The sequence below is a fragment of the Stenotrophomonas maltophilia group sp. msm1 genome, assembly GCF_032025805.1.
In the GTDB taxonomy this organism is placed as follows: Bacteria; Pseudomonadota; Gammaproteobacteria; order Xanthomonadales; family Xanthomonadaceae; genus Stenotrophomonas; species Stenotrophomonas hibiscicola.
Map to the genome: position 1 here is coordinate 140,066 of NZ_JAVSKH010000003.1, position 19,442 is coordinate 159,507.

Genomic DNA, 19,442 nt, shown 5'->3' on the forward strand with positions numbered 1-19,442 from the left:
TCTACAGAAGGCGGTCTCCCGCACGCCTGAATCCGGCGCCACGCCGTGCCCCTGTCAAGCCTTGTGGCAACCCCCTGCCCTCGCTACCCTGACCGGGCATTCCAGCGCTTCCCGACCCCGGCGACGAACCTCCGTCAGCACCCGGGGCCCGCGCGCTCCAACCTGGTCCGGCATGTCCAACTCCCGCTTCGTACATCTCCACGTCCACACCGAGTTCTCGCTGGCGGACTCCACCATCCGTGTGCCGGCCAAGCCGGACCAGGCGGACCCGAAGAAGGCCAAGCAGGCCAACCTGCTGTCGCGCTCGGTCGAGCTCGGCCTGCCGGCGCTGGCGGTGACCGACCTCAACAACCTGTTCGCCCTGGTCAAGTTCTACAAGGCCGCCGAAGGCGTGGGCATCAAGCCGATCGCCGGTGCCGACGTGCTGATCGCCGAGGAAGGCCAGGACCCGTGGCGGATGACCCTGCTGTGCCGTGATCGCGAAGGCTACCTGAGCCTGTCGCGGCTGCTGACCCGCGCCTGGATGGAAGGCCATCGCCCCGAAGGCGGCGTAGCCATCCACCCGGACTGGCTGAAGGCCGGCAACGCCAACCTGTTCGCGCTGGCCGGCCGGCAGAGCCTGGCCGGACGCCTGGCGCTGGACGGCAAGCATGAGCTGGCCGAGCAGCAGCTGGCCGACTGGCAACGGGTGTTCGGCGATGGCCTGCACCTGGAGCTGACCCGCACCGGCCGCGAGGGCGAGGAAACCTTCAACCAGTTCGCGCTGATGGCTGCGGGCCAGCGTGGCCTGCCGGTGGTGGCCAGCAATGACGTGCGCTTCCTGTCGCCCTCCGATTTCAGCGCGCATGAGGCGCGCGTGTGCATTTCCACCGGCCGCGTGCTGGACGATCCCAAGCGTCCGCGCGAGTACAGCGACCAGCAGTACCTGAAGTCGGCCGAGGAGATGTGCGCGCTGTTCGCCGACATCCCCGACGCGATCGACAACACGCTGGCGCTGGCCGAGCGCTGCAACATCGAGATGCGGCTGGGCACCTACTTCCTGCCCAACTACCCGGTGCCCGACGACGAAACGCTGGATACCTGGATCCAGAAGATGTCGCGCGAGGGCCTGGAAGAGCGCCTGGAGAAGAATCCGCTGGCGCCGGGCAAGACCCGGGAAGAGTACTTCGAACGCCTGGAATTCGAGCTCAACACCATCATCAAGATGGGCTTCCCCGGCTACTTCCTGATCGTGGCCGACTTCATCCAATGGGGCAAGAACCAGGGCATTCCGATCGGCCCCGGCCGCGGCTCGGGTGCCGGTTCACTGGTGGCGTGGGCGCTGAAGATCACCGACCTGGATCCGCTGCCGTACAACCTGCTGTTCGAGCGCTTCCTCAATCCGGAACGCGTGTCGATGCCCGACTTCGACATCGACTTCTGCATGGACCGCCGCGACGAGGTGATCGACTACGTCGCGCGCAAGTATGGGCGCGAGCGCGTCAGCCAGATCATCACCTACGGCACAATGGCCGCCAAGGCGGTGGTGCGCGACTCCGGCCGCGTGCTCGGGTTCCCGTACGGCCTGGTCGACGGCGTTTCCAAGTTGATCCCGAACATCCTGGGTATCCACCTGAAGGATGCGCTGGGCAGGGGCAAGGAAGGCCCGAGCTCGGAAATGGCGTCGCCGGAACTGATCCAGCGCTACGAGACAGAGGACGATGTCCGCGACCTGATCGACCTGGCGCTGCAGCTGGAAGACCTGACCCGCAACGCCGGCAAGCACGCCGGCGGCGTGGTGATCGGGCCCGAGCCGCTGAGCGAGTTCTGCCCGCTGTATGCGGAACACGACGAAAATGGGCTCGGCAAGAACCCGGTCACCCAGTTCGACAAGAACGACGTGGAAGAAGTGGGCCTGGTGAAGTTCGACTTCCTCGGCCTGCGCACGCTGACCATCATCGACTGGGCGGTGAAGGCGATCAACAAGCGCCACGAACGCGCGGGCATTCCGCCGGTCGACATTGCCGCGATCCCGCTCGACGATGCGCCCACCTACAAGGACATCTTCGCCAACGGCAACACCGGCGCGGTGTTCCAGTTCGAATCCTCGGGCATGCGCCGCCTGCTGAAGGACGCGCGCCCCGACCGTTTCGAAGACCTGATCGCGCTGGTGTCGCTGTACCGCCCTGGCCCGATGGACCTGATTCCTTCGTTCAACGCGCGCAAGCACGGCCAGGAAGAAATCATCTATCCCGATCCGCGCACCGAAGCGATCCTGAAGGACACCTACGGCATCATGGTGTACCAGGAGCAGGTGATGCAGATGGCGCAGATCGTCGGCGGCTACTCGCTGGGCGGCGCCGACCTGCTGCGCCGCGCGATGGGCAAGAAGGTGCCGGCGGAAATGGCCAAGCACCGTGAGATCTTCCGCGAAGGTGCGGCCAAGGGCGGCGTCGATGGCCCCAAGGCCGACGAGATCTTCGACCTGATGGAGAAGTTCGCCGGCTATGGCTTCAACAAGTCACACGCCGCTGCATACGCACTGGTCAGCTACCAGACCGCGTGGCTGAAGCGCCATTATCCGGCCGAATTCATGGCGGCCACGCTGTCTTCGGACCTGGACAACACCGACAAGGTGGTCGGCTTCCTCGACGAGGTGCGCAACCTCGGCCTGACCGTGCTGCCGCCGAAGGTGAACCAGTCGGCCTTCATGTTCGAAGCGGTCACCCCGGACACGATCCAGTACGGCCTGGGCGCGATCAAGGGCGTGGGCCAGGGCGCCTGCGAAGCGGTGGTCGAGGAACGACTGAAGGGCGGCCCGTTCAAGGATCTGCTGGACTTCTGCACCCGCGTCGGCTCGGCCAAGCTCAACCGGCGCACGCTGGAAGCGATGATCAACTGCGGTGCGCTCGATGAGCTCGGCCGCAACCGTGCCTCGTTGATGCTGCAGTTGCCGGAAGTGATCAAGGCCACTGATCAGATGGCACGCGAGCGTGCGTCCGGACAGAACTCGCTGTTTGGCGGGCCCGACCCGAGCACCGTTTCGATCCAGCTGGACCTGCCAGAAGCCGAAGAATGGCCGTTGCTGCAGCGCCTCAACGGCGAGCGCGACACGCTGGGCTTCTACCTCAGCGGCCACCCGTTCGATCCCTGGCGCGACGATGTGCGCGATCTGGTAGGCAACGACCTGGGTTCGGTGGAGAAAATCTGGAGCGCCAACAGCGGTGGCGGCGGTGGCGGCGAGAAGCGCTGGCGCCCGGAGGTGCAGACCGTGCTGGCAGGCCAGGTGGTCGGCGTGCGCCGCAAGGGCGAAAGCCAGATCTTCATCCAGCTGGAGGATGGCCGCGGCCGCGTCGAGTGCAGTGCGTTCTCCGATGCAATGGCCGAGTTCGGCCACCTGATGACCAAGGACCGCATCCTGGTGGTCAAGGGCGGCCTGCGCGAGGACGAGTTCAACGGTGGCTACGCGCTGCGCATCCGCCAGTGCTGGGACTTCGACGAAGTCTGCGCCAACTACGCCACGCGGCTGTCGCTGCGCCTGGACCTGCGCCAGCAGCGCCCGGTCTGGGAGCGCATCAATGCCCTGCTCGACCGCCATCGCCCGGGGCGCACGCCGCTGCGCCTGGACCTGCTGCTGAAGGGCCCGCACGGCGGTGTCGCCGGCATGCTCGATGTCTCCGGGCAGAGCGCGGTACGCATCGATTCCAAGCTGATGGAGGCGCTGCGCGCCGACCCGGCCGTACGCACGCTGAAGGTGCGGTACAGCCCGCCGTGGGCCAGCTGAGGCTGGCTCCTTCGTGTTCCTGTTTTCCCGTTCCAACCATCAAGGACGATCGCCCATGAAGACCCTGCTGTTTCCGTTCGTTGCCGCGCTGGCACTGGCCGCCTGCTCGCCGTCGAAGATCGAGTTCCAGATCGACAACCCGACCGACGCGCCGCTGGCGCTGAGCATCGACGGCCAGGACGTGCCAGTGGCCGCGCACGGCTCGCGCCCGATCTCGCTCGCCATTGGCGAACATCGCCTGCACACAGACGCGCTTGGCGACGTGCGCTTCATCGTCTACGTCGACGGTCGTGGCGGCCTGATCAACCCGACCCTGAGCGAATACGTGATCGCACGCGAGGTCTACGTCACCGACGAGAGCAAGCTGAAGAATTTCGGCGTCGGCAACAACGGGATCGAACTGGGCGGGGTCAGCTTCGAAGGTCCCTTCGAGACGCGCCACGACCTGTTCATCGACAAGACCTGGACCTACGGCGTGCGCGAGCCGTTCCCGAAGGAAAAGGTGGTGGCCCATGTCGATTCCAGCGGCGGCCAGATCGTGGCCAAGGTGTTCACGGCCCCGGACTTCATCACCTACGTCGAAGAAGGCATGGGCGAACCCGGTGCATTCAAGCGCCAACAGCCGGCCGGCTACGTCGCGCCGGCATTCAGCCTGGAGCCGGCCCCGGCCAGCCTGCCGGCCCTTGACCCCGCCTTCGAGGCGCACGCCGCGCCGCTGCGCGAGGTCTATGCGCGCTGGCTGAAGGCCACCACCGCCGATGAACAGAAGGCCCTGCGCAAGCAGGACTTCGACGCGCAGATGGCCTTCACCTCGGCCACCGCCACCCTGGGCAGCGGCCTGGGCCGGGAGGCCAACGAGGCCTACAACGACTTCGTTTCCCAGCGCAGCCAGTTGATGGGCCGCAGCGCCCTGGTGGTGCCCTGAGCTGACTGGCGCCGCCTGCCCGGCTGCGCTACCGTCGCCTTCCAGACGAAGGCGTACGGGTGGTTTGCACGCATTCGGCTAGAATTGCCCCCTTCTTTACACGACGGCTTCCGATGAATCCGAACTACCTCGACTTCGAGCAACCCATCGCCGACCTGGAAGCCAAGATCCAGGAACTGCGCAACGCCAGTGCCGGGCCGGCGGTCAATGTCGAGGCGGAAGTGCACGCGCTGCAGGACAAGCTGCGCATGCGCACCGCGCAGATCTTCCGCAACCTGACCTCGTGGCAGGTGCTGCAGCTGGCCCGGCACCCGTCGCGTCCGTACACCGCCGACTACATCCGCGTCATGTTCGATGAGTTCCAGGAGCTGGCCGGTGACCGCGCCTTCGCCGACGACAAGGCGATCATGGGCGGCCTGGCCCGCATCAATGGCCGCGCGGTAATGGTGATCGGCCACCAGAAGGGCCGCGACACCAAGGAAAAGATCAAGCGCAACTTCGGCATGCCCAAGCCGGAGGGCTACCGCAAGGCACTGCGCCTGATGAAGATGGCAGAGCGCTTCGGCCTGCCGGTGCTGACCCTGATCGACACCGCCGGCGCCTGGCCGGGCATCGACGCCGAGTCGCGCGGCCAGTCCGAAGCGATCGCGCGCAACCTGATCGAGATGGCCGAGCTGAAGGTGCCGATCATCTGCACCGTGATCGGTGAAGGCGGCTCCGGCGGTGCGTTGGCACTGGGTGTGGGCGACCGCACCGTGATGCTGGAATACGCGGTGTACTCGACCATCACGCCGGAAGGCTGCGCCTCGATCCTGTGGAAGGACGCGGGCAAGGCCAAGGAAGCGGCCGAACAACTGGGCCTGACTGCCCCGCGCCTGAAGAGCCTGGGCCTGGTCGACAAGGTCGTGCGCGAGCCGACCGGTGGCGCCCACCGCAACCCGACGCAGATGGCCAAGCGCCTGAAGGCCGTGCTGCTGAACGAACTGGACGCGCTGGACAAGCTGTCCACCGAACAGCTGCTGGAACAGCGCTACACGCGCCTGCGCAGTTACGGCACGTACGAAGCAGCCTAAGCCCGGTAGTGCCGGCCGCTGGCCGGCAACACGAGGTGATTGCAGAAATGAAAGAGCCGGGCATTTGCCCGGCTCCTTCGTTTGCGCCCTGACAGCATCCACGCATGGCGTGGATCTACCGGACGCAGGTGACCCCGCCTCAGAACGGCTTGGCCAGCACCAGCCACACGATCGGAATGAACGCCAGCAGCGGGACCTCGTTGATCCAGCGCAGCGCGCGCGACGACGGCAGCGCCCGGCCCTTGGCCACGCCCTTGAGCAGGCGACCGGTCCAGCCGAAGTACACCAGCAGCAGCACCACCAGCCCCAGCTTGGCGTGCAGCCAGCCGGCAGCTCCCGGAGCCACCATGGTCGGGAAATCGGGGATGACCTTGTAGCCCAGCCACAGCACCAGGCCGAGCAGGAACGCCAAGCCGAACATCGAGTGGCCGAAGCGGTACAGGCGCAGGCCCATCAGCTGCAGGCGCTCGCTCACCGCCGGCTGGCCCGCGGTCTCGGCCAGGTTCACCAGGATGCGCGGCAGGTAGAACACCGTGGCCATCCACGCCACCACGAACACGATGTGGAAGGTCTTGACCCAGTAGTAGCTCTGCATGCGCTCGCTCCGGCGGCTGGCGTAGGTTGGCGGCCATTCTCGCATGCCGTGGCGAAGCCGCCGCAGGCACGCCCGCCGCGACACATCGACGCATGGCGCGCCGCAACACCGTACGATAGGCGCCGTTTTCCCCGATCGCGCACCGCCCCATGGACAAGACCTACGACGCCGCCTACTTCCAACGCTGGTACCGCCGTGCCGACATCGGCGGCAGCGCCCGCCTGGCGCGCAAGGTTGCGTTGGCCGTGGCCAGCGCCGAGTACTACCTGGAGCGGCCGATCCGCAGCGTGCTGGATATCGGCTGCGGTGAAGGCGCTTGGCGCGCACCGCTGCTGAAGCTGCGTCCGAAGGTCGAATATCTCGGCTTCGACAGCAGCGAGTACGCTGTGCGCCGCTACGGCAGGACCCGCAACCTGCACCTGGCCGCCTTCGGTGATTTCGCCTGGCTGCGGCCCTGCGCCCCGGTCGACCTGCTGGTGTGCTCGGACGTGATGCACTACGTGCCCGACCGTGAACTGCGCGCCGGCCTGGCCGGGGTGGCCGAGCTGACCGGTGGCGTGGCCTTCCTGGAGACCTTCGCCGCCGAGGATGAATTCGACGGCGACCACGAGGGCTTCCACGCCCGCCCGGCGCGCTGGTACCGCCGCACGCTGGCCCGGCACGGCCTGCAGCCGGTGGGGTCGCACTGCTGGCTCGGCCCCGCCCTGGCAGGCGATGCCGCCGCGCTGGAACGGATGTGAATTCGGATTCATTATTTTCAGGCAACTTAACGTGCGGGACACCCGGATGGGATATGCTGCGCGGCAACATATGACCATACATATTCGGTCGTCATGCTCTATCAACTGCACGAACTGACCCGCAACCTGCTTGCCCCCTGGGTGCACCAGGCCCAGGCCAACGCCAAGTTCTTCGCCAACCCGGGCCACTGGTGGTCGCAGATGCCGGGTGCCGATCGCCTGGCGGCGGTCAACGAGTTGTTCCATCGCATCGGCAAGGATTACGAGAAGCCCGAGTGGGGCATCAACGAAATCGAGGTCGAAGGCGAGCGCGTGCCGATCGTCGTGCACGAGGAAGTAAGCAAGCCGTTCTGCAAGCTGCTGCGCTTCAAGCGCCACAGCAATGAAGCCGACCAGCTGCACACCATGCTCAACCAGCCGTTCGTGCTGGTGGTGGCACCGCTGTCCGGCCACCATGCCACGCTGCTGCGCGATACCGTGCGCACGCTCCTGCGCGACCACCGCGTGTACGTCACCGACTGGGTTGACGCGCGCATGGTACCGGCCAGCGAAGGCGAGTTCGGCCTGGACGACTACATCGCCTATATCCAGGAGTTCATCCGCCACCTGGGTGTCGAGCGCCTGCACGTGGTCAGCGTGTGCCAGCCCACCGTGCCGGTGCTGGCCGCGGTTTCACTGATGGCCAGCCGTGGCGAGCCGACGCCGCGCACGCTGGTGATGATGGGCGGCCCGATCGATGCGCGCTGCAGCCCGACCGCAGTGAACAACCTGGCCACGCAGAACCCGCTGTCGTGGTTCGAGAACAACGTCATCCACACCGTGCCGGCCAGTTACCCCGGCGCCGGCCGCCGCGTGTATCCGGGCTTCCTGCAGCACGCCGGCTTCCTGTCGATGAACCCGAGCCGCCACTTCAGCTCGCACTGGGATTTCTACACCGACCTGGTCAAGGGCGACCTGGAAGACGCCGACGCGCACCGTCGCTTCTACGACGAGTACAACGCGGTGCTGGACATGCCGGCCAAGTACTACCTGGACACCATCCGCGTGGTGTTCCAGGACTTCCTGCTGCCGCGTGGCGAGTGGGTGGTCAATGGCGAGAAGGTCGACCCGTCGGCGATCCGCGATACCGCGCTGCTGAGCATCGAGGGCGAACTGGACGACATCGCCGGCCTCGGCCAGACCGAAGCCGCGCAGGCGCTGTGCACCGGCATTGCTGCTGACCGCCGCGAGCATTTCATCGTCGAAGGCGCCGGCCACTACGGCATCTTCAGTGGCCGTCGCTGGCGCGAAGTGGTGTACCCGAAGGTACGCGACTTCTTCGCCGCGCATGCCGAAACCCCGGCGGCGAAGGCTACGAAGAAGAAGAGCAACGTCACCCCGTTGCGGCGAAAAGCGGGGTAACCAGGCCCTGGTAGATGCCAACCTTGGTTGGCGCTCTACCATGGATCCCGGCATCTGATCGATCGTGCCAACCAAGGTTGGCACCTACCGAAGCCTGGGCTCCCGCTTACAACCGCACCAGCAGGTTCTTGGCGATCAGACCATGCAGTTTGCCGACGCCGCGTGCCAGGTGCATGGTCAACAACAGCAGCAGTACGCCCACGGCGGCGATCACGATGCCCACCAGCGGCGAAGCGGCCATCGGCAACACGTTCACGCCGTCGACGTACACGCCCGGAATGTCACCGCTGAACAGGGCGGCCACCGGTGCCCAGATGAACCCCAGTGACAGCGACAGCAACGTCACCGCGATGGTGAAGTAGATGACGCCCAGCGGCAGCATCAGCACGAAGTACAGCAGGGTCAGCCAGGTACGGCCATCGGTGAACATGTCGCCGATGCGCTGCAGCCAGGTGCGGCTGCGGTCGGTGTAACGCGGGCGGCGCGGCATGCGCTCGCCCAGCAGTGCTTCCACCAACCGCCCTTCCAGCAGCGCCAGCCCGCGCACCGAGCCGAAGAACAGCACGGTCAGCGGAATGCCGATGATCAGGATCAGCAGGCCCAGCGACAATGACAGGCCAGTCACCACCCAGGTGAAGAAGAAGATGCCGGTGGCCAGCGACAGCAGCATGTAGAACAGCGCAGCGTAGGTGTGCGGATCGGTCACCACGCCGAAGAAGCGCGCCAGCAGCGAACGCTGCACCGGCGCCTGCGGCGGTGAGGCCGGCTCGACGCCACTGGCTTCGGCCGCTGCACGCAGCACCGGCGCGGTATCCGCACGCGGCGTGCGCAGCGCGCGGTTCACCGTCACTTCGGTCTCGCGGTAGATCTCGGCCACTTCGTCCGGGGCGCCATAGCTGCCGGCCACGTCGGCGATGACCTCGGCTTCGCTGCGGCCGGGCTGCGCCGCCAGCTCCGAGCGCAGGTATTCCTCGGCGTCGTACAACGCGTCCTGCACCATCGCCGGATCGGCACCTTCCAGCGCCGCGCGCAGCTGCGCCAGATACTGCGGGATGGTGGTCGGCAGGGCTCGGCCTGCCAGGCTCGGGTCGTTCATTGCGGTACCCCCTCCAACACGGAATCGACGGAATCACGGGTGGCCTGCCAGGCTTGGCGCCACTGCGCCAGCACCTCGCGGCCACGTTCATTGATGCGGTAGTAGCGCCGGGGCGGACCACTGCTGGATGGCTCCACATGGCTTTCCAGCAGCCCGGCGCCCTCCAGGTTGCGCAGCACCGGGTACAGCGCGCTCTGCTTGCCGCTCAGCACGCCCTCGCCCACCCGCTCCAGCTCCTTGGCAATGAGATAGCCGTACAGCGGCTCCCCGGCCCGGGCCAGCACCGCCAGCAGGGCCAGCGACACGGTTCCGGCGCTGAGCTCCTTCTGGAACTTCTTCAGGTGGACATCGTCTTCGACCATGACCTGCCCTCCACTACGTTGAAGTCCACAGTAGTGCGAAGTTCGGTATAGCGAATGTGTCGTTAGTCACTCTGCCGGTTGGCGTGACCGAATTGCTCGCGCAGAATCGAAGCCTCGTTCATGTTCCGGGGTTCCCATGCCGCACCGCCGTCGCCTTGCCCTGACCGCCCTCGCCCTCGCCTGCCTGCTGCCCGCCATGGCCAGCGCGGCCTCGCCTTACCGCAGCCCGCAGCAGATCTTGGACGCCTCGCCGGCCAGCGACTGGCGCACGCCGGACCCGGCCAACCTGCTGTACATGGACCTGCCCGCCGGGCGCGTGATCATCGAGCTGGCACCGCAGTTCGCCCCGCGGCATGTGGCCAACATCCAGACCTTCGCCCACGAACATTTCTGGGACGGCACCAGCATCTACCGTTCGCAGGACAACTTCGTGGTGCAGTTCGGCGATGCCGACGCCGATGACGCAGCCAAGGCCAAGCCGTTCGGCAGTGCCGCGCGCAAGCTGCCGGCCGAGTTCGAGCGCGCCAGCGCCGGCCTGAAGGTCAGCGTGCTGCCGGACCGCGATGGCTGGGCCGCGCAGACCGGTTTCGTCGACGGCTTCCCGGTCGGCCAGGACCCGCAAGCCGGCAAGGCCTGGCTGGCGCACTGCTACGGGATGCTCGGCGCCGGCCGCAGCAACGAGGAAGACAGCAGCATCGGCGCCGAACTGTACGTAGTGACCGGCCAGTCACCGCGCCAGCTGGACCGCAACATCACGCTGGTGGGTCGCGTGCTGAAGGGCATGGAACTGCTCAGCGCGACGCCGCGCGGACCGGCGCCGATGGGCTTCTACACCGACCCGAAGCTGCGTACGCCGATCGTGTCGATCCGCCGTGCCAGCGACGTGCCGGTGGCCGAGCGCACGCCGATCCAGGTGCTGCGCACCGATTCGAAGACCTTCGCCGATACGGTGGAGGCGCGGCGCAACCGCGTGGATGATTTCTACAAGCGCCCGGCCGGGCATATCGATCTGTGCAATATTCCGGTGCCGGTGCGGTAGGAGCCTGGCTTCCTGCACGTGGCGCGTGCTGAAGGTGCTTCACTGTTCATGGGCGTCACTTTTCTTTTCGCGCGAAAAGAAAAGTAACCAAAAGAAACGCGCCGCCAGGTCGCGAGCCGCCGTGCTTCGCACGTCGGTCCCCTGCGCTTCTCGGTGAATCAGGGGACGGTGCCGAACTCGCTGCGCTCAGACATCGGCACCTCTTCGCCCCTGATTCCCCTGCGATGCTCGGCTCGCTCAAGGCGGACTCAAGGTCAAGAGCCACAGCTGCACGACGATGTTTGGTAGTGCCGGGCCGGGCCCGGCGAGCGAAGCGACCGCTTTTGCCTTTGATCTTGGGTCCGCCTTGAGCGAGCCGAGCACCGCAGGTCCGGCGAGGGCGAAGAGGCGCGGGTGTTTGAGCGCAGCGAGTTCCCGCGCCGTCCCTCGACGGGCCGAGGAGCGCAGGGTACCGGTGCGCAGCACCGGCTCGCGGCCGGCGGAACGTTTCTTTTGGTTACTTTTCTTTGCGTACAAAGAAAAGTAACGCCCATGAACAATGAAGCACCTTCAGCACGCGCCACGCGCAAAACGCCAACGCCTCAGCCCTTCTGACTCACCGCCACGCTCCCCAGAATCAACGCCCCCGCCACCAGCATCTGTACCGTCACCGCCTCCCCCAGGAACAACCACGCAAACGCCGCACCGAACAACGGAATCAGGTAGGTCACCGTCGACGCACGCGACGGGCCGATACGGCCGATCAGGCGATAGAACATCAGGAACGCCAGCCCGGTGCAGGCCACGCCGAGGGCGATCGCCGCGCCCCAGGCCTTGGCCGGAATCGCCGCCTGCGGCCAGTGGCTGACCGCCATCGGCAGCATCCACAGCGAGGCGCAGGACAGCGTTGCCGCCGCGGCGGCGGCCGACGGCAACCCGGTCATGTGCCGCTTCACCAGGTTCACGCCCAGGCCGTACAGCAGCGATGCCGCCGCACCGGCCAGCACTGCGGTGCCGATGCTCAGGCCGGAAACCTTGGCCGTGGCCAGCACCACCACGCCGGCGAAGCCGACCAGCAGCGCCCCGGCACGGCGCATGCCGATCTTCTCGCCGAAGAACAGGAACGCGATCAGCGCGGCGAACAGCACCGTCATCGCATTGCAGATCGCGCCGATCGCCGCCGGCGCCTGTTCCGCTGCATAGGCGAACAGCACGAACGGCAACGCCGAGTTGATCAGGCCGATCGGCGCCAGCCACAGCCAGCGCCGCGGCGGGAACTGCGCGCGGGCGCGCCACAGGAACGGCAGCAGCACCAGCGCACCCAGCACCAGCCGCACCTCGACCAGCGCGAACGGGCCGAACGACGGCACCGCCACCCGCATGAACAGGAACGAGCAGCCCCAGATGGCGCCCAGCAGGGTCAATTCCAGCGGCGTGCGCCAATCGCGCTCGGCCGCCTGTGGGACCGCATTCATGCCTTGCCTCCGTACATCGTCAATTCTTCGCCAAGGCGGACAGGATCAGGCGCAGACGCCCGCGGCACAAGCGCGTAGTATCGCTGCCAGCCACAAATATGGTTTGAGGCTCGACATGCTGCTACGCCCTTCCCTGCTACCCGCACTGGCCGTGTTCGCGGTCGCGGCGCGCCACCAGAACTTCGCCCAGGCCGCGCAGGAGCTGCACCTGACCGCCAGCGCGGTCAGCCACCACGTCCGCCGCCTGGAAGAAGTACTTGAAGTTCGCCTGTTCCTGCGCCACGCCCGCGGCGTGCGCCTGACTGCCGAGGGCCGGCAACTGGCCGACGCTGCCAGCGCCGCCTTCACCGATGTCGCGGCCGTCGCCCATCACCTGCAGCCGGATGCCGACAGCGTGCCGCTGCGCATCACCACGCTGCGCTCGCTGTCCTACTGCTGGCTGCTGCCACGGCTGCCGCGCTTCACCCAGGCCTACCCGCACATCCGCATCGAGCTGCATACCGGCAGCGGGCTGGATCGCTATGACGACAACGGCCCGGAAGTGGGCATCCGCTACGGCCTGGGCCAATGGCCCGGCCTGCGTGCGCAGCACCTGATGGATGACTACCTGTTCCCGGTCGCCTCACCGGCACTGGCCGGCGTCGAAACGCTGGTCGATCCGGCGCGCATCGCCGACCTGCCGCTGCTGACCGACCTGTCGCCGCAGGGCTGGCGCGACTGGTTCCGCCACGCCGGCGTGCGCACGCCGTCGCCGCTGCCACCCATGCACACCTTCGCCGACAGCACCGACGCGATGCGTGCAGCGGTGTATGGCATGGGCGCGGTGCTGGCGCGCACCCACATCGCCCAGCCCTACCTGCAGCGCTACGAGGTGGTGCGCCTGCCCGGCCCGGCGCTGAAGGCGCGCTATGCGTATCACGTAGTGCATGCCGAAGGACAACCGCCCAGCCCGGCCGCACGCCTGTTCATCGACTGGCTGCTGGAACAGGCGCAGGACGAACGCACACCGATTCCGGCATTGCCGGACAGCCTGCTCGGGCGCCCGGCCACGCCCACCTGACTTCGCCCTCACCCATTCTTTGCCCGATGCTGGCTAGGCTGCAGGCAACTCCACAACGTACCTACGCCATGGCCATGCTGCGACTGCGCATTACCGGAACCGAAGACGACGCCCGTGCCATCAGCGACCTGCTGCTCGGCCTGGATGGCATCGAGCATGTCGAGGAAACCGACGACCTGATGCCGCACATGGACGACGACGACTCCAGCTCGGCCGGGCTGTCCGATGACATCGGCCCGGGCATCCACGAGCTGGAAGTGGAAGTGGGCAATGAAAGCACCGCGCAGAAGGTGCGCGACGCCGTGCAGGATCTGGCGCTGGAGCTGGATGTGTTCGTCGAGTACGAAACCGACGAGGGCTGATGCCGGCGGGCTGCCGGCATCAGCCTTGACCTCAGCGGTTGGGCGGCAGCTTGCGACGGTGGCGACGCCACCATGCGCGCACGCCCCAGGCTGCGACCAGGGCCAGCACCGCCACCGGCAGCAGCGCGGCAACAGCACGAATCAGGAACGCCACGCTGGTGCTGAGAATGCTGCCCGACTCGCTCAGCGCCTCGCCGATCTCACTTCGGCTGCGTTGGCCCGAAGTGGTCTCGAAGTGCAGCGTCACCAGCTGGGTATCGATGCGCCGGCGCTGCTGCGCGGCGTCCTTGTTGGCCTGCTCGACACCCGCCTCGATCTCTGACAGGCGCGTGGTGATCGCCATCAGATCTTCGATCTTCAGGTCCTTGCGGTCCTGGTAGGACAGCAGGCGGGCGTGCTCCTTTTCAAGCCGCGCCTTGGTCAGCGCCGTGTCTGCCACGGCCTGTGCCAGATCCTCGGCGCGGGTGGTGCGCGACTGCAGCGTTCCGCCCTCACCGGCCATCGCGATCAGCGGCTCGGCGCCCTTCGGCGCGATGCGCACCTTGACCTCACCGCTGGGTTGCTCGCCACTGCGCTGGTCGACCTGCAATACCGCGCAGTCGCCGAACTTCGCGCTCTGGCAGGCTTGGGCGATCTGCTGGATGCGCGGCGCGATCTTTGCCGCCTCCAGCTGCACCTGCACGTCATGTTCATAGGCGAGGAACGCACCTTCTGGCGACGCGACGGCCGCTTCGGCGGCCGGGGCGCCCGCATCCGCGGCCATGTCGCCCTGCTTGGCGCAGCCCGCCAATGCCAGCAGCACCACCGGCATCGCCAGGCTGCGCGTCCAGGCGCGCGCGCCCGTCACAGTGCGGCTCCGTCGTAGGAGGTCACCGAAAGGCCAGCCAGATCGACCTGCGGCACGCAGCGCACGTTCACCGCCACCATCGGTGTGCCGCTACGCGGATCGACCGCTTCGCTGTAGGGGGCGACGCCACATTCGCGGCAGTGGTGATGGTCGATGTGGGCCTTGTTGAAGTGGTAGGTGGCCACGTCAGCCGGATCGGTGGTCAGCTGGAACGCCGCACGCGGGGCGAACTACAGCAGGCTGCCGCGGCGCCGGCACATCGAACAGTTGCAGTCGATGACGTCGCTGATCGGCGCCTCGGCCTGTACGGTGAATGCGATCCTGCCGCAATGGCAGCTTCCCTGGTATTCCATGTCCTGCGCTCCTTTGGAGGGTCCTTGAATCCGCCCATGGTAATCCTATGGCACGGGGACAAAGCAGCGACGGGGCCCTATGCTCAGGGTTTGACCCCGTACAGGAATGCCGATGCGCCCGCATCTTCTTGCCCTCGCCCTGGTCGCTGCGCTGGCCGGTTGCCAGCCGGCCGACGCCCCGACCAACGCTTCCACCCCGGCCGCCAGCCAGCGGGCCGGTGATGCGGCGGTCGATGCCGCCTTCGCCGATCTCTCCAAGCGCGCGCTGGATACCTGGATGCAGCTGTCGCCGGTCAGCGCCACCCAGATCGGTGACCACCGCTACGACAGCGAACTGGACGACCTCAGTGCCGCCGGCCAGCAGAAGACCGTGGCCGCCTACAAGGCGCTGCTGGGCGAGCTGGACAAGATCGACGTGGCCAAGCTGGGCCGCGAGAACCAGGTGGACGCGGCGATCCTGCGCAACCAGCTGCAGTCGGAAATCTGGAACGCCGAAGTGCTTCAGTCCGGCAAGTGGGACCCGCAGCTGTACAACGGCATCGCCGGCAGCGCGATCTACGGCCTGATGGCGCGCGAGTTCGCGCCACTGCCGGAGCGCCTGAAGTCGGCCACCGCGCGCATGGAAAAGCTGCCGGCGATCTTCGCCCAGGCCCGCGAGAACCTGGACCCGGCCCGCGTGCCGAAGATCCACGCCGAGACCGTTGCCAAGCAGAACAAGGGCATCCTCAGCATCGTCGATACCTTCATCACCCCGCACATCGGCGAACTGCCGCAGGCCGACCAGCAGCGTCTGCAAGCGGCCATCGACGGCCTGAAGAAGGCCGTGGACGAGCAACAGACCTGGCTGGACAAGACCCTGGTACCGAACGCCAAGGGCGATTTCCGCATCGGTGCGGAGAAATACGACCAGAAGCTGAAATTCGCGCTGAGCTCCTCGCTGTCGCGCCAGGAGATCGGTGACCGTGCGCGCGCCGAACTCAAGCGTGTGCGCGAGGACATGTACGGCATCGCGCAGACCGTGCTGAAGGACAAGCCGGGTGCGCCGGAGATGCCGGCCCAGCCGACCGACGAGCAGCAGCAGAAGGCGATCGAAGCTGCGCTGGAACTGGCCTACGCCGACAAGCCGGCACGCGACAAGGTCGTCGACGATGCCAAGGCCGCGCTGGAGCAGTCCACCGCATTCGTGCGCGAGCACGACCTGATGACGCTGCCCGATGCGCCGGTGGACATCATCCTGATGCCGGAATTCCAACGTGGCGTGGCCGTGGCCTACTGCGATTCGCCGGGTCCGCTGGACAAGAACCTGAAGACCTTCTACGCCGTGTCGCCGATTCCGGACGACTGGAACGACAAGCAGGTCGACTCGTTCCTGCGTGAGTACAACTCGCGCATGATCCACCTGCTGAGCATCCACGAAGGCACCCCGGGCCATTACCTGGAGGGCTGGCATTCGGCCAAGTTCCCTTCCACCCTGCGTGCGGTGCTGCGTTCGGGCCTGTTCGCCGAAGGCTGGGCGGTCTACACCGAGCGCATGATGCAGGAGCAGGGTTACCTCAACAACGACCCGCTGTTCCACCTGGTGCAGCTGAAGTTCTACCTGCGCACGATCTCCAACGCGATCCTCGACCAGGGCGTGCACGTGGACAACTGGGATCGCGAGAAGGCGATGCACCTGATGACCCACGACGCGTTCCAGCAGGAAAGCGAAGCGGCCGGCAAGTGGGTGCGCGCGCAGCTGACCTCGGCGCAGCTGCCGACCTACTTCGTCGGTGCGCAGGAACACTTCGACACCCGCAAGGCGGTGCAGGAGAAGCTGGGCGACAAGTTCAACCTGAAGGCGTACCACGACCAGGTACTGTCCTACGGCGCACCGCCGGTGCGTTTCGCACGCCAGCTGATGCTGGACCAGCCGATCGAGTGATCGCGCCGGTGTGAGCTGAATGATAACGGCCCGGGGAAAAACCCGGGCCGTTTTCTGTTCTGGCGGTTGCGAACTGCCATCCTGGTGGTGCGAACTGCCATCCTGGTGGGTGCGAACCTTGGTTCGCACCGCTTCTGCCGCCACTCAATCAGACGATGTGGATATACAGCTTCCTCGAGTCCAGTCTCAAATCGAGGAAGTACTCCACACCACACCCGCGGCAGGCAGCGGGACAATCCTCATCGCTCCCACGTTGGTTCTCCGAGGCATCAGCCACCACCGGATATCCACAATCAAAACACGTAAAGGCAATGTTGCTGCCATGGGGGTCGGCCCATATTTCATCTCCATCACCGTCCATTACAAGGAAGTCCGTGATGTTCATGATTCACCGGGATCGCTTGGTTGATTGCTGGAGACTACTCGAATCCGAGCATAAGGGGCGCGAAGCTGCTTCCGTCTCATCACACTGCGACGCCGCCATCCATCCCGGATTCAAGGTGAATGCAACAGGTTGTTGAACTGCGCTTCACTGCAACCCGACTGCGCGCAGCCCGGCAGCATCAGCTCCACCCGGCCCGGCGGCTGTGCGTCGGTCAACGGGATCGCACCACGTAGCTGCTCGCGCGTGGGATAGACATACACCAACCGGTAACGCACTTCACCGGCCCCACGATCACGCCAGCGCTCGAACTGCAGCAGGCCGCCGATCGGCGTCTTCTCGTACTGCCCCGGCAGGCTGTAGTCCGTGATTCCCAACGCCACCAGCACCGAACCAATGTTGGAATCGTGGCCGACCAGCAGGCTCACCTTTGGCGATGCCGGGTCCTCGAACAACGCATTCACTCTTGCCAGCAGCGGGGCGGCCACATCGCGCGCCACTTCGGGCGTTCCGAACAGGATGTCCTGGTAGCGGTTGCGGATCTGCGCCAGCGCCTGCCATTGCGCCTCGGTGGTCAACCGGCCCCAGCCTTCGCGGGGGATGCCACTGCCCTGGTAGTGCTCCATCAAGAAGGCATCGACCAACCCGCTGGCCAGGGCCAGCGAACCGGACGCGCGTGGTTCCTTGCCCGGTTCCGCATTGAAGATCGTGTCGGCCAGCATCAGATGGCACTCGCTGTGCCCCGCACAGGCCGCCGACTGCGGGTAGCGGGTGATCTGCTCCACCACGGACAGTGCCGGTGCCAGTTCCGATGCGGCCAGCGCTGGCTGCATTGCCGACATAGCGCGCTCGCGGAAGACCGTGTCTCTGTTGTGGATCACCGGATTGAACAACGGATCCATCGTGCCCAGCGCCATGCGCTGCTCGACCGCGACATGACAGCCCGGGAAGGCACCGGCAACGAAGAACTGCGCGGTGGCCTGGGTGCGCTGAAGGCTGTTGGCATGGGCGTGGAAGTCAGCCAACTGCGGGCAACCCGAAGCCGGCAACAGCTGCGCCTGACGCAGCCACCGGCCCATGTAACGGCCCATATAGACCTCCAGCACGCCGCCTTTGGTGGTGAGCTCGCCTGCGCCCACGTCCCAGCCTGGCCAGCGCTCCGGAGTGGCATTGGCCAGCGCGCCCGACGCCACCACCGGCGCGCGCAGGTTGTGGCGGCTGAGCAGGATGACCTGCTCAAGTGAGCCCTCACGTGTTCCGCTCACCTCGCCATTGTCCGCGATGGCTGGAACAGCGGTCACAAGGCTCGTCACCAGCGATAGGCAACGAAAGATACGGAAGTGCATCCGAGTCTTTGAGCACGATTGAACCTGCATCACTGCTCCTATAGTGCAGATAGAGTCTCGAGCCCATGTCTGCTGATCAACGGTCGGCACGGCAATGTCAAAACGGTGAACAGACCGTTCTCCGAGCTACCGAATGGGGATGGTAGCACCGTCAACCCATGACCTCCCCGACACGCGATGCAAACGCATCCAGTCGTGAAATATCCAGTGATCGCCTCCCACTCGAGGATGCTCCCTGAGTCACGTCCTCGTCTGATTGATACACGCGAGCGCCGAACCGATCCAGGATCTCGACGCCGCCCTGCGCTACATCCCCGGCCCCGACATTCAAGAGAAGCTCCAGGCATCAGAACAAGCCACGGACACAGCGCGCAGAGCAGCTTGCTCGACTACGAGACTGATGCAGAAATTAAAAGAGAAGTCCTACGCAACGAACCCGCTACCACTGACAGCAAGTAGCCATACGGACGGCGCATTCTTGATGCCGACCAAGGGATGTGCCCTGGTCATCAACACACACCTATAAAAGGAATTACGTCATGCACGCATCCGCAACCATTTCAGATCCAAACGCCGTCGCCGCATGGATGAAATCATCCAGCGCAAATGCAAGATCCCTCGACGCAGTGTTTGAAACCGAGGCGGACGAAATCAAAGTAGCCGCATTCAGCAGTGACTGCTGCGGATCGAACAATTACGAAGAGCGCTGACAGACTCCGTTGA

At 66.0% G+C, this 19,442-nt stretch carries 17 protein-coding genes and 1 pseudogene; 10 read left to right on the plus strand and 8 right to left on the minus strand.

The features are described 5' to 3' along the window. The first annotated feature begins 172 nt into the window (after nucleotides 1-172). From dnaE to ROV95_RS15815, 3 genes are all read left to right on the plus strand, one after another. Complete coding sequence (gene dnaE, locus ROV95_RS15805) at nucleotides 173-3,763, plus strand: DNA polymerase III subunit alpha (protein ID WP_164145401.1); 3,591 nt, start codon at nucleotides 173-175, stop codon at nucleotides 3,761-3,763. 55 nt (nucleotides 3,764-3,818) lie between these two features. Further along, complete coding sequence (locus ROV95_RS15810; RefSeq protein WP_312545252.1) at nucleotides 3,819-4,688, plus strand: hypothetical protein; 870 nt, start codon at nucleotides 3,819-3,821, stop codon at nucleotides 4,686-4,688. 113 nt (nucleotides 4,689-4,801) lie between these two features. After that, nucleotides 4,802-5,761 (plus strand): acetyl-CoA carboxylase carboxyltransferase subunit alpha, encoded by a 960-nt coding sequence (locus tag ROV95_RS15815; protein WP_019659134.1) that lies wholly within the window; start codon nucleotides 4,802-4,804, stop codon nucleotides 5,759-5,761. Nucleotides 5,762-5,900: 139 nt separating this feature from the next. Here the strand turns inward: ROV95_RS15815 and ROV95_RS15820 are convergent, their stop codons facing one another. Beyond that, nucleotides 5,901-6,356, minus strand: a complete 456-nt coding sequence (locus ROV95_RS15820) for a CopD family protein (protein WP_312545253.1) — start codon at nucleotides 6,354-6,356, stop codon at nucleotides 5,901-5,903. 149 nt (nucleotides 6,357-6,505) lie between these two features. Between ROV95_RS15820 and ROV95_RS15825 the strand changes: the two genes are divergently transcribed. Next, nucleotides 6,506-7,096, plus strand: a complete 591-nt coding sequence (locus tag ROV95_RS15825; RefSeq protein ID WP_019659136.1) for a class I SAM-dependent methyltransferase — start codon at nucleotides 6,506-6,508, stop codon at nucleotides 7,094-7,096. A 93-nt stretch (nucleotides 7,097-7,189) separates the two neighbouring features. Beyond that, complete coding sequence (phaZ, locus tag ROV95_RS15830) at nucleotides 7,190-8,497, plus strand: polyhydroxyalkanoate depolymerase (protein ID WP_155029199.1); 1,308 nt, start codon at nucleotides 7,190-7,192, stop codon at nucleotides 8,495-8,497. A gap of 106 nt (nucleotides 8,498-8,603) precedes the next feature. On the opposite strand, the gene ROV95_RS15835 is transcribed toward phaZ, so the two are convergent. Beyond that, complete coding sequence (locus ROV95_RS15835) at nucleotides 8,604-9,593, minus strand: sensor domain-containing protein (protein ID WP_312545255.1); 990 nt, start codon at nucleotides 9,591-9,593, stop codon at nucleotides 8,604-8,606. Then, nucleotides 9,590-9,955 (minus strand): PadR family transcriptional regulator, encoded by a 366-nt coding sequence (locus tag ROV95_RS15840; RefSeq protein WP_021203665.1) that lies wholly within the window; start codon nucleotides 9,953-9,955, stop codon nucleotides 9,590-9,592. Before ROV95_RS15840 ends, ROV95_RS15835 begins: the two co-directional genes overlap by 4 nt. A 136-nt stretch (nucleotides 9,956-10,091) precedes the next feature. Between ROV95_RS15840 and ROV95_RS15845 the strand changes: the two genes are divergently transcribed. Next, nucleotides 10,092-10,994: a peptidylprolyl isomerase gene (locus ROV95_RS15845; protein ID WP_312545257.1), complete on the plus strand. Its 903-nt coding sequence runs from the start codon at nucleotides 10,092-10,094 to the stop codon at nucleotides 10,992-10,994. Nucleotides 10,995-11,575: 581 nt separating this feature from the next. Here ROV95_RS15845 and ROV95_RS15850 read toward each other — a convergent pair. After that, complete coding sequence (locus tag ROV95_RS15850) at nucleotides 11,576-12,448, minus strand: DMT family transporter (RefSeq protein ID WP_058983404.1); 873 nt, start codon at nucleotides 12,446-12,448, stop codon at nucleotides 11,576-11,578. 115 nt (nucleotides 12,449-12,563) lie between these two features. On the opposite strand from ROV95_RS15850, the gene ROV95_RS15855 reads away from it, so the two are divergent. Together ROV95_RS15855 and ROV95_RS15860 are read left to right on the plus strand one after the other, a co-directional pair. After that, nucleotides 12,564-13,508: a LysR substrate-binding domain-containing protein gene (locus ROV95_RS15855; protein WP_171952267.1), complete on the plus strand. Its 945-nt coding sequence runs from the start codon at nucleotides 12,564-12,566 to the stop codon at nucleotides 13,506-13,508. Between the two features lie 68 nt (nucleotides 13,509-13,576). Further along, entirely contained in the window at nucleotides 13,577-13,870 is a 294-nt protein-coding gene (locus tag ROV95_RS15860) for a hypothetical protein (RefSeq protein ID WP_021203661.1), read from the plus strand. 31 nt (nucleotides 13,871-13,901) lie between these two features. Here ROV95_RS15860 and ROV95_RS15865 read toward each other — a convergent pair whose 3' ends face one another. Then, nucleotides 13,902-14,681 (minus strand): DUF4349 domain-containing protein, encoded by a 780-nt coding sequence (locus ROV95_RS15865; protein WP_155030420.1) that lies wholly within the window; start codon nucleotides 14,679-14,681, stop codon nucleotides 13,902-13,904. Between the two features lie 32 nt (nucleotides 14,682-14,713). After that, nucleotides 14,714-15,070 (minus strand): annotated as a pseudogene (locus tag ROV95_RS15870) (GFA family protein). Nucleotides 15,071-15,182: 112 nt separating this feature from the next. Here ROV95_RS15870 and ROV95_RS15875 point away from each other — a divergent pair. Further along, nucleotides 15,183-16,991: a DUF885 domain-containing protein gene (locus tag ROV95_RS15875; protein ID WP_312545260.1), complete on the plus strand. Its 1,809-nt coding sequence runs from the start codon at nucleotides 15,183-15,185 to the stop codon at nucleotides 16,989-16,991. Between the two features lie 148 nt (nucleotides 16,992-17,139). Here ROV95_RS15875 and ROV95_RS15880 read toward each other — a convergent pair whose 3' ends face one another. Both ROV95_RS15880 and agp read right to left on the minus strand, forming a co-directional pair. Next, nucleotides 17,140-17,376 carry a hypothetical protein gene (locus tag ROV95_RS15880; protein ID WP_043396519.1) on the minus strand — a complete coding sequence of 79 codons (237 nt, stop codon included), beginning with the start codon at nucleotides 17,374-17,376 and terminating at the stop codon, nucleotides 17,140-17,142. Between the two features lie 110 nt (nucleotides 17,377-17,486). Then, nucleotides 17,487-18,719, minus strand: coding sequence for a bifunctional glucose-1-phosphatase/inositol phosphatase (gene agp, locus ROV95_RS15885; protein WP_312545262.1), 1,233 nt, complete (start codon nucleotides 18,717-18,719; stop codon nucleotides 17,487-17,489). 539 nt (nucleotides 18,720-19,258) lie between these two features. Between agp and ROV95_RS15890 the strand changes: the two genes are divergently transcribed. Next, nucleotides 19,259-19,429 (plus strand): hypothetical protein, encoded by a 171-nt coding sequence (locus tag ROV95_RS15890; protein WP_157999904.1) that lies wholly within the window; start codon nucleotides 19,259-19,261, stop codon nucleotides 19,427-19,429. Nucleotides 19,430-19,442 lie beyond the last annotated feature (13 nt).